Annotated in this window: 7 protein-coding genes; all 7 read left to right on the top strand. The window is 66.1% G+C overall.

The genetic code is table 11. The features are described 5' to 3' along the window. Positions 1 to 281: 281 nt before the first annotated feature. The 7 genes from CAG31_RS00530 to CAG31_RS00500 all read left to right on the top strand — a co-directional run bounded on the left by CAG31_RS00530 (position 282) and on the right by CAG31_RS00500 (position 10,982). On the top strand, positions 282 to 764 hold the full coding sequence (locus tag CAG31_RS00530) for a sigma-70 family RNA polymerase sigma factor (RefSeq protein WP_085577528.1): 483 nt from the start codon (positions 282 to 284) through the stop codon (positions 762 to 764). A 133-nt stretch (positions 765 to 897) separates the two neighbouring features. After that, positions 898 to 2,235 (top strand): lysine N(6)-hydroxylase/L-ornithine N(5)-oxygenase family protein, encoded by a 1,338-nt coding sequence (locus tag CAG31_RS00525; RefSeq protein WP_085577527.1) that lies wholly within the window; start codon positions 898 to 900, stop codon positions 2,233 to 2,235. Positions 2,236 to 2,824: 589 nt separating this feature from the next. After that, a complete protein-coding gene (gene mgtA, locus CAG31_RS00520) occupies positions 2,825 to 5,524 on the top strand; it encodes a magnesium-translocating P-type ATPase (RefSeq protein ID WP_085577526.1) in 2,700 nt (899 codons plus the stop codon). Between the two features lie 229 nt (positions 5,525 to 5,753). Beyond that, positions 5,754 to 6,470 (top strand): MgtC/SapB family protein, encoded by a 717-nt coding sequence (locus CAG31_RS00515; RefSeq protein WP_085577525.1) that lies wholly within the window; start codon positions 5,754 to 5,756, stop codon positions 6,468 to 6,470. 129 nt (positions 6,471 to 6,599) lie between these two features. Further along, the gene (locus tag CAG31_RS00510; protein ID WP_085577524.1) at positions 6,600 to 6,992 is read left to right on the top strand and encodes a hypothetical protein; all 393 of its coding nucleotides are present in this window, start codon (positions 6,600 to 6,602) and stop codon (positions 6,990 to 6,992) included. 145 nt (positions 6,993 to 7,137) lie between these two features. Next, complete coding sequence (locus tag CAG31_RS00505) at positions 7,138 to 7,764, top strand: response regulator transcription factor (RefSeq protein WP_085577523.1); 627 nt, start codon at positions 7,138 to 7,140, stop codon at positions 7,762 to 7,764. Positions 7,765 to 7,775: 11 nt separating this feature from the next. Then, on the top strand, positions 7,776 to 10,982 hold the full coding sequence (locus CAG31_RS00500) for an ATP-binding protein (protein WP_085577522.1): 3,207 nt from the start codon (positions 7,776 to 7,778) through the stop codon (positions 10,980 to 10,982). Positions 10,983 to 10,986: the final 4 nt, after the last annotated feature.

Genomic DNA, 10,986 nt, shown 5'->3' with positions numbered 1-10,986 from the left:
GTGCGCAGGATCGGGCACCGCTGAACACTGTCGCAGGGCGCGGCAGAGACGGGGAGCTGTCCTGTTAACGAGAGGTGGGCGAGGGAATTTAAGCGGGGACACACGATGTTACAGGTATAGGACGGGACTATTTGTCGGGCAACGTGAAACATCACTTTAAATCTATATGAGAATTACTATAAATTACGCGCCTCAAGCTGCCACTATCTTGCTAGCGCCCGTCGCGGGTTCCCGGATCAGTGTGCCCAAGGACAGAAACCGCACCGCTGCGGCGGGGAGCCATGTTGGAAAACTACTATCGCGAGCTGGTGAGTTTCCTGAATGCCAGACTCGGCAACCGTCAGGTCGCCGAAGATGTGGTGCATGACGCCTATGTGCGGGTGCTGGAGCGCTCCAGCGACACGCCGATCGAGCAGCCCCGGGCCTTTCTCTACCGCACGGCCCTGAACCTGGTGATCGACGACCACCGGCGCAACGCCTTGCGTCAGGTCGAGTCCCTTGAGGTGCTCGACAGCGAAGAGCGCTATTTCACCCCGTCCCCCCACAGCACGCTCGACCACGGCCAGCGCCTGGAGATGCTCCAGCGTGCATTGGCGGAACTGCCGCCGCTGTGCCGCGACAGTTTCCTGCTGCGCAAGATCGAAGGCCTGTCGCACCCCGAGATCGCCGAGCACCTGGGCATTTCCAAGGCGCTGGTGGAAAAGCACATCGTCAACGCCATGAAGCACTGCCGGGTGCGCATCAAACAATGGGACGCCCATTGAGCCGCCGTCGTTAAATTTTATTTCACTGTCCTCGTTCCTACTCAACAGACGACCTGCTGTCCCGCTCGGGGCCGGCCGGTCACGTAGGCTCTTCCTCCCCGCTGCGTTGGGGTTCATCCAGAGGACACTGGAAATGACACAGGCAATTGCATCGCCCATCGTTCACGATCTGATCGGCGTCGGTTTCGGCCCTTCGAACCTGGCGCTGGCCATCGCTCTGCAAGAGCGCGGCCCGACCCAGGGCGAACTGGATGTGCTGTTCCTCGACAAGCAGGCCGACTACAGCTGGCACGGCAACACCCTGTCGACCCAGAGCGAGCTGCAGATCTCCTTCCTCAAGGACCTGGTGACCCTGCGCAACCCGACCAGCCCGTACTCGTTCGTCAACTACCTCAAGCAGCACGGGCGCCTGGTGGACTTCATCAACCTCGGCACCTTCTACCCGTGCCGCATGGAGTACAACGACTACCTGCGCTGGGTCGCCGGGCAGTTCACCGAGCAGAGCCGCTACGGCGAAGAAGTGCTGACCATCGAGCCGGTGCTGCACAACCAGCAGGTCGAAGCGCTGCGGGTGATCTCCCGTGACGTCCAGGGCCAGCAGTTCGTGCGCACCGCCCGCTCGGTGGTGGTCAGCGCCGGCGGCACGCCGCGCATTCCGGAGGCGTTCAAGGGCCTGAAGGGCGACGCCCGCGTGTTCCACCACTCCCAGTACCTGGCGCAGATGGCCAAGCAGCCGTGCGTCAACAACCAGCCGATGAGCATTGCGATCATCGGCGGCGGGCAGAGCGCGGCGGAAGCGTTCATCGACCTCAACGACTCCTTCCCGTCGGTGCAGGTGGACATGATCCTGCGCGGTTCGGCCCTGAAGCCGGCCGACGACAGCCCGTTCGTCAACGAAGTGTTCTCGCCGGAATTCACCGACCTGATCTTCCAGCAGAAAAGCAGCGAGCGTGAGCGTCTGGTCAACGAGTACCACAACACCAACTATTCGGTGGTGGACATCGACCTGATCGAACGCATCTACGGCATCTTCTACCGCCAGAAGGTCTCGGGCGTCGCCCGTCACATGTTCCGCACCCTGACCACCGTCGAGAAGGCTGTCGCCACCGACCGCGGCATCGAGCTGACCGTGCGCAACAACGCCACCGGCGAAGTCACCGTGCGCCACTACGACGCCGTGGTGCTGGCCACCGGTTACGAGCGCCAGTTGCACCGCCAGTTGCTGGCGCCGCTGGAAGAGTACCTGGGCGACTTCGAGGTCGACCGCAACTACCGCCTGATCACCGACGAGCGCTGCAAGGCCGGCCTGTACATGCAGGGCTTCTGCCAGGCCAGCCACGGCCTGAGCGACACGCTGCTGTCGGTGCTGCCGGTGCGGGCGGACGAGATCGCCGGTTCCCTGTATGAGCACGGCAAGCACCGCGGGCACAGCCGTTCGGTGGCGGACCTGCTGTTGGCGACCGCCAGCTAAGACCGCGGCGCCTTCAAGGCCGTCACCGCGAGCAGGCTCGCTCCCACAGGGGATCTCCAGCGGACACGGAAGGTGTGTCGAACGGCGATCCGGTGTGGGAGCGAGCCTGCTCGCGTTCGGCCCCCGGCAATCCCAACCTGAACCTTTCCTGAACCCTTCCTGAAAAGCGGTGACATTCCCCGTCACACTTTCCTTTGCGGGTTTACTCTCCAGATACCGGGGCGTAAGCTTCGCGCGTTTTCATCAATAGCGGAGACCCACAGTGGGTACTTGTTCGAGTGACAGTTGTCGGCCGGTCTCGGTAACCGGCAGATTCTCGGCAAGATAACGCGCATTCCCTGATGCCGTTGTCTCGCCGAACAGCGAGCGGCGGCATCCCGATCATGGCCGGTTGAGGCCATGTCCCGACGTCCTTCTCATCGACGCTGAACAGAGCGTGGCCGTGACCTTTGCGTCGCCGCCGCAGCCCTATCGACACGCCTGTCTTGGCTGACCGGCGTGCCAGGCCCTGCCTTGCCGGTGTTTCCGGCGGCCGGGGCGTGGACGTGCCTGCTCGACGGTTTCCCGGCTGACCAGAGGGGTAGCAGCCATGAAACTGACGCTCAAGGAATTCTTCGCAGGCTTCCTGCGGACCCGCCACATCGCCCGCCACTTCCGGCGCCTGGCGCTTTTGGAATCGATCAGCGACACCACGGTCAGCCGTGAAGTGCCGCCCAGCCTGGCCAACACCCTGGTGGACGCCGCCCACTGCGACAGCGGCGCGCTGCTGTCGTCGCTGGGCACCCACGCCGACGGCCTCACGGATTTCGAGGTCGATGTGCTGCGTGCGCAGCACGGCCTGAACGAAGTCGAGCACGAACAGCCGCTGCCGTGGTGGACGCACCTGTGGCACTGCTACAAGAACCCGTTCAACCTGCTGCTGACCCTGTTGGCGGTGATCTCGTGGCTGACCGAGGACCTGAAGGCGGCCATCGTGATCTTCTCGATGGTGGTGCTGTCGACCCTGCTGCGCTTCTGGCAGGAAAGCAAATCCAACCAGGCCGCCGACGCGCTCAAGGCCATGGTGAGCAACACCGCCACGGTGATCCGTCGGGATGCGCCGCGCATCGAATTGCCGATCAAGCAACTGGTGCCGGGCGACCTGATCGTGCTGTCGGCCGGCGACATGATCCCCGCCGACTGCCGGGTGCTCAGCGCCAAGGACCTGTTCGTCAGCCAGGCGGCGATGACCGGCGAATCGATGCCGGTGGAGAAATTCCCGCGCCAGCAGGACCGCGACACGCGCAACCCGCTGGAACTGGACAACGTCCTGTTCATGGGCACCAACGTGGTGTCCGGCACGGCGGTGGCGGTGATCCTGACCACCGGCAACAACACCTATTTCGGTGCGTTGGCCCAGCGGGTCGGGGCCACCGACCGGGCGGTGACGTCGTTCCAGCAAGGCGTCAACAAGGTCAGTTGGCTGTTGATTCGCTTCATGTTCGTGATGGCGCCGCTGGTGCTGTTCATCAACGGCTTCACCAAGGGCGACTGGACCGAGGCGCTGCTGTTCGCGCTGTCGATCGCTGTGGGCCTGACCCCGGAAATGCTGCCGATGATCGTCACCTCGACCCTGGCCAAGGGCGCAGTGTTCCTGTCGCGCAAGAAAGTCATCGTCAAGCGCCTGGACGCGATCCAGAACTTCGGCGCCATGGACGTGCTGTGCACCGACAAGACCGGCACCCTGACCCAGGACAAGATCTTCCTGGCGCGCAACGTCGACGTCTGGGGCGAGGACTCCGACGACGTGCTGGAGATGGCGTACCTGAACAGCTACTACCAGACCGGCCTCAAGAACCTGCTGGACGTGGCGGTGCTGGAGCATGTGGAGGTCCACCGCGAGCTGAAGGTCGGCACGGCGTTTCGCAAGGTCGATGAGATCCCGTTCGACTTCAACCGCCGGCGCATGTCGGTGGTGGTCGAAGGGCGGGGCCAGCCGCACCAGTTGATCTGCAAGGGCGCGGTGGAGGAAGTGCTCGCGGTGTGCAGCCATGTGCGCCACGGCGAAGCCGACGAAGTGCTGAGCGCGGACCTGCTGGCCCGCATCCGCCAGGTGACCGCTGCGTTCAACGCCGAAGGCCTGCGGGTGGTGGCGGTGGCGGCGCGGTCGATGCCCCAGGGGCGCGACACCTACAGCCTGGCCGATGAACAGGACCTGACGCTGATCGGCTACGTGGCGTTTCTCGATCCGCCGAAGGAAAGCACGGCGCCGGCGCTCAAGGCCCTGGCCGAGCATGGCGTGGCGGTGAAGGTGCTGACCGGCGACAACGAACTGGTGACGGCCAAGATCTGCCGCGAGGTGGGCCTCGCCCAGCAAGGCCTGCTGCTGGGCAACGACGTGGAGCGCATGAGCGATGCCGAACTGGCGGTGGCGGTGGAGACCACCAACGTGTTCGCCAAACTGACGCCGTCGCACAAGGAACGCATCGTCCGCATCCTCAAGGGCAACGGCCATGTGGTCGGGTTCATGGGCGACGGCATCAACGACGCGCCGGCGCTGCGCACCGCCGACATCGGCATTTCGGTGGACAGCGCCGTGGACATCGCCAAGGAAGCGGCGGACATCATCCTGCTGGAAAAGAGCCTGATGGTGCTGGAGGAGGGCGTGCTCGAAGGGCGGCGCACCTTCGCCAACATGCTCAAGTACATCAAGATGACCGCCAGCTCCAACTTCGGCAACGTGTTCTCGGTGCTGGTGGCCAGTGCGTTCATTCCGTTCCTGCCGATGCTGCCGATGCACCTGTTGGTGCAGAACCTGCTCTACGACATTTCGCAGATCGCCATCCCGTTCGACAACGTCGATGACGAGATGCTGAAGCAGCCGCAGCGCTGGCAGCCGGCGGACGTGGGCCGGTTCATGCTGTTCTTCGGGCCGATCAGTTCGATCTTCGACATCACGACGTTCGCCTTGATGTGGTACGTGTTCGATGCCAACACCCCGGACCACCAGACTCTGTTCCAGTCGGGCTGGTTCGTGGTGGGGCTGCTGACCCAGACGCTGATCGTGCACATGATCCGCACGCCGAAGATCCCGTTCCTGCAAAGCCGCGCGGCCCTGCCGCTGCTGGTGATGACCGGGATCATCATGGCGGTGGGGATCTTCCTGCCGATGGGGCCTTTGGCGAACTACTTCAAGCTGCAGGCGCTGCCGTCGCTGTACTTCGTGTTCCTGCCGGTGATCCTGCTGGCGTACATGGCCCTGACCCAGGCGGTGAAGGGCTTCTACATCCGCCGGTTCGGCTGGCAGTAAGACTGGGGACGCTGTGCGAGCAAGGGGCTTCTCCTTGCTCTGCGATGTCTGTGCCGGCCTCATCGCTTGCAGGCAAGCTCCTACAGGTTTTGCGGTGCGCAGGGAGCTTGCAGGCACCAGAAATACCTGTGGGAGCCAGCCTGCAAGCGATGAGGCCGGCACAGCCAACATCTGCGGTGACCGAACCGCTGCTCCCACAAAGGACAGCAGATTTTTCAAGGAGCTGGACATGCAAGCCATCGACAACCTCAACCTGACCTCGCTGCTCGACACCCTGGTCAGCCTCAGCGCGGCGTTCATCCTCGGCGGCCTGATCGGCTTCGAGCGCCAGTACCGCCAACGCACGGCGGGCCTGCGCACCAATGTGCTGGTAGCAGTGGGCGCGGCGATCTTCGTTGACATGGCCAACCGCCTCGGCGGCGCCGAAGGGGCGGTGCGGGTGGTCGCCTACGTGGTGTCGGGCATCGGCTTTCTCGGCGCCGGGGTGATCATGCGCGAAGAGGGCAACGTGCGCGGCCTCAACACCGCCGCCACCCTCTGGACCTCGGCGGCGGTGGGGGCCTGCGCCGGGGCGGACCTGCTGGCCGAGGCGGTGCTCGGCACGCTGTTCGTGCTGGCGGCCAACACGCTGCTGCGGCCGATCGTCAACAACATCAACCGCCAGCCGCTGGATGTGGTCTCGGCGGAAGTCACCAACATCGTCTACGTCATCGCCCGGCGCTCGCAGCAGAAGGCCGTGCTGGCCTTGCTCGAGGCGGAACTGGAACGCAGCAACTACCCGGCCAGCGACGTCGACGTGCATGCCTTCGGCAGCGATGAGGTGGAGATCGAGGCGACGCTGGCCACCACCTCGGTGGACGGCGATGAGCTCGACGCGCTGGTGGCGCGGGTCTCGACGTCGGCCCTGGTGGTGCAGGCCTTCTGGAGCCCGAGCACCACCGAGTGAGGTCGCTGCGCGCGGCGGTGCGGCCTGCGGATGGGCGGCCGGATTTTTCGGAAAAGTCCTACAGAGTGTTCCGTGGCGCTTGCGTAACCTTGGCGCCTCGTGAAGCCGACACCGACCGGGAAGTCCACCGTGCCCCAAAAAGCCTTGCGCATCCTGATTGCCGATCCGCAGCATTTTCACCGGATGACCCTCGAGCGATCGTTCAATCGCCTCGGGTACTTTCGCATCGCGCCGGTGCGCAACCTGGCCGAACTGCTGACCTTGGTCGAGCGTGACTGCGGTGCCTTCGACGTGGTCGCCGCCAATGCCGGGCTGGCGGCGGGCTCGATGGACCTGGCGGACTTCCTGTGCGGCAATCCCCGTGTCCGCCATGCCCTGGTCTACAACGCGCCGGCGTCGACGGTGGCCGGGTTTGCCTGCAAGCCCATCGGGATCAGCGAGGCGCAGCTGCCGGACATCCACCGGATCGAGCGCCTGATGGCACAGATCGAGGGGGCGGTCGGGCAGGCTGTCGGCGTTTGAGCACGGTTATCCGTTTGTCGCAACTGTCAGATCTGACAGGTAGATTCCTCCCGCATCCCGTGCAACAGTCTTGGCGCAGCCAGGGTCTGTCCGAGCCGGGCGACGCCTGTGGCACCGGCGTCCCGACATTGCACTGGGAGTGGTCATGAAGAGAGCGCTCATCGTCGACGATCACCCGGTGGTGGGGGCCACCCTCGGCCTGATCCTGGAGTCGGAGGGCTTCAGGCAGGTGGAGGTGGTCGCCAGCGGCGTCGAAGCGGTGCCGGCGATCCGCAGGCTTTCGCCGGAGCTGGTGATCCTCGACCTCAACCTCAAAGGGATGAGCGGCCTGGAGGTGCTGGAGCGCATCCGCGCCAACGGCCTGGACTGCCGCGTGGTGGTGTTCACCTCCCACGAGCCGGCGCACTACCAGATGCGCTGCATGCGCGCCGGCGCGATGGCCTATGTCACCAAGTCCGATTCCCTGCACCAACTGCGCAACGCCATCAAAGCCGTGCGCTCCGGCTACACCTACTTTCCCGGCTCCACGGACCTCGCCGCCGGCAGCGGCATGCTGCAGAACAACGAGCGACAGCTGATCGACCTGCTCTCCGACCGCGAACTGCACATCCTGGTGCAGTTGGCCCAGGGCCGGGCGAACAAGGACATCGCCGAAGGCATGAGCCTGAGCCACAAGACTGTCAGCACCTACAAGACCCGCCTGATGACCAAGCTGGGGGTGGGGTCGCTGGTGCTGCTGCGCGAATTCGCCCTGCGCAACCAACTGATCTGAGGGGGGCTGGCATGGGGTCGTGGCGTCTTTTCCTTCTGTCGTTGGTGCTGGTCGCGGCCCACGTTCGGGCAGGCGAGCCGCCGCAGGTGCTGGAGGTGCTGGCCCGCAGCAGCCCCGACACGGCCCCGATCCGCCTGGACGATGCGGATCGGCAATGGCTGCGCGAGCACCCCGTGCTGCGGGTGGGCGTGTCCGGCGCCGACTACCCGCCGTTCGAACTGACGCGCAACCGGCATGAGCTGGAAGGCATCACCGCCGACTACGCCGACCTGTTGGGGCGCCTGCTCGGCGTCGCGGTCACGGTGCAGCGCTACCGCGACCGTGCCGGGGCGATGGCGGCGCTCAAGGGCGGCGAGCTCGACCTGCTCGGCACCTCCAACCTTTTCGAGCTGGCCGACCCGCAAGTGGTGCTGTCCCGCGCCTACGCCGAAGACCAGCCCATGTGGGTGACCCGGCTCAGCGAGCCACTGCCGGCGGACCTGACCGGCAAGCGTATCGCCATGGCCGAGGACTACCTGCCGGAGGCGACCGTGCGCAAGGCGTACCCCACCGCGACCCTGGTGCGCTATCCCGCCATCCTCGACGCGCTCGGTGCGGTGGCGTTCGGCCAGGACGACCTGTACCTGGGGGACCTCATCAGCGCCAACTACCTGATCAACATCAATTATCGCAACGACCTGCAACTGGCCGGGCCTTCGGGGCTCGACGCCAACCCCTTCGGCTTTGCCCTGGCCCGGGGCAACGGGCGGTTGCAGCGTCTTGTGGACCGGGCGCTGGCGGCCATTCCCCTCGAACAGCGGCTGCTGATGGAGCAACGCTGGAGCGCCGGCCTCGCCGACATGAGCGGGCAGGCGAGCGTCACCCTGAGCGCCGCCGAACAGGCGTGGCGCGACGGGCACCCGGTGGTGCGGGTGGGGGCCGTGGAGGACTTCGCGCCCCTGACGTTCTTTGATGCGGACGGGCAACTGCACGGGCTCACCGCACAGTTGCTGAACATGATCGGCCAGCGTACGGGGTTGACGTTCGACATCGTGCGGGGGCAGTCGCTGGACCGGCAGATGGCGCAACTGAAAGCGGGCGAGCTCGATGTGCTGCCGGTGGTGACGCCGAGCAGCGAGCGGGAGCTGGAACTGCGGTTCACCCGGGCCTACCTGAACAACCCGTTCGTGCTGATCGCGGCGGCGGACGGCCGTCTGCGTTCGTTGGGCGACCTGGCGGGCAAGCGGCTGGCGATCTACCGTGGCCATCCTTTGCACGACTATCTGGTCGAGCAGGTGCCGCAGATCAGGCTGGTCGACGTGGCCAGCCCCGCCGCAGGGATGGCGGCCATCGCCAACGGGCAGGCGGACGCGACGCTGGGCTCGCTGCTGGTGGCCCGCTACCTGATCGCCCGCCAATACAAGGGGCGCATGCGCATCGTCACCACAGTGGGGGATCAGCCGGCCCGGATCGCGCTGGCCACGGCGCCGGACGCGGCGTTGCTGCATTCGCTGCTGAACAAGGCGCTGCTGAGCATTGCGCCCCAGGAGATGGACGAGCTGGTCGAGCGCTGGAGCCACGGGGTGGTGGTCGAAGACAGCTACTGGCAGCGCCATCGCCGGGAAATCCTCTCGGGGTTCGCGGCGGCCGCCGTCCTGCTGATGCTGGCGCTGGCGTGGATCGGCTGGCAGCGTCGCCAGCTCCGTCAACGCCAGGGCTGGTTGCGCAGGCTGCAGCAGGCCAAGGAGGCGGCCGACGAGGCCAACCGGGCCAAGACCACGTTCCTGGCGACCATGAGCCATGAGATCCGCACGCCGATGAACGCCCTGATCGGCATGCTCGAACTGGCGCTCAAGCGGGCCGACGAGGGCGTGACCGATCGCCTGGCCATCGAGATCGCCTCCAGCGCCGGGCAGCAACTGCTGGCGCTGATCGGCGACATCCTCGACATCGCCCGCATCGAGTCCGGGCACCTGGAGCTCGCCCCGCAGCGCGCCAACCTGCGTGGCCTGGTGGCCTCGGTCTGCCGGGTGTTCGAGGGGCCTGCGCGGCAGAAGCAACTGCTGTGGCACGTCGAGCTGGATCCGCGCAGCGATGTCGATGTGCTGGTCGACCCCACGCGCTTCAAGCAAGTGCTGTCGAATCTGTTGAGCAACGCGGTCAAGTTCACCGCCAACGGTGAGGTCAGCCTGGTGCTGCGGGTGACGTCGCTGCACGACCGTCGGCTGGCCCTGAGCGTGACCATCGAAGACAGCGGCATCGGCATCGGCGCCGATGACCGGCGACGCCTGTTCAGTCCTTTCGTGCAGGCCCGCGACGCTGCACAGCCGGTGCGCAGCGGTGCCGGCCTGGGGCTGGTGATCAGCCGGGACCTTTGCCGGATGATGGGCGGCGACCTGCAACTGGCCAGCGAACCGGGGCGCGGCACGCAGGTCCGGGCGCTGCTGCAGTTTCCGGTGCTGGATCCGCTGCCTGCGCCTGAGGCCGATGGGGAGGTGGCTGAACCGTCGGCGCCGCTGAACGTGCTGGTGGTGGACGACCACCCGGTGAACCGCTTGCTGCTGGGCTGGCAGTTGAGCGAGCTCGGGCACCGGAGCGTGGGCGCGGAGGATGGCGAACAGGGCCTGGCCGCGTGGCGCGGGCAGCCGTTCGATGTGCTGATCGTCGACATCAACCTGCCGGGGCTCAGCGGCCATCAACTGGCGCGGGCGATCCGCGCGGAGGAGGCCGCGACGGGCCGGCGCCGCTGCTTGTTGCTCGGGTTCACCGCCAACGCCCAGGCCGAGGAAAAACAGCGTTGCCTCGCCTCAGGGATGGATGATTGCCTGTTCAAGCCTATCGGCCTGGGCGACCTGGGCCGGGCGCTGTCTGTTGCCGAGCCCGGTGCAGAACCCATGGGGCAGGAGCAGGCATCCGCCGCGCTCGACCTGAGCACCCTGGAACGCCTGGCGGGCGACAACCGCGGGTTGATCCTGCGCTTGCGCGACCAGGTGTCGCAGAGCCTGCGCGACGACCTGAAGCGGCTGGATGACCTGGGCCGGGCGTCCGACCGTGGCGGCTTGCGCGACCTGGCCCATCACATCAAGGGCGGTGCGCAAATGGTCGGTGCCGGGCAGGTCGTGGCGGCGTGCCACGCCCTGGAACAGGCGTGCCGCGATGCCGAAACCGTGGCGCTGACGGGCGCGGTCGAATCGCTGCGCCAGGCCATGAACGGCCTGGCGCAGCACCTTCAGGGGTAGCGGG

The organism is Pseudomonas sp. R25(2017) (assembly GCF_002112565.1).
Taxonomy (GTDB): domain Bacteria; phylum Pseudomonadota; class Gammaproteobacteria; order Pseudomonadales; family Pseudomonadaceae; genus Aquipseudomonas; species Aquipseudomonas ekonensis.
Note: the sequence above shows the minus strand (reverse complement) of the source record. Positions and strands in the feature narration are given on the sequence as shown.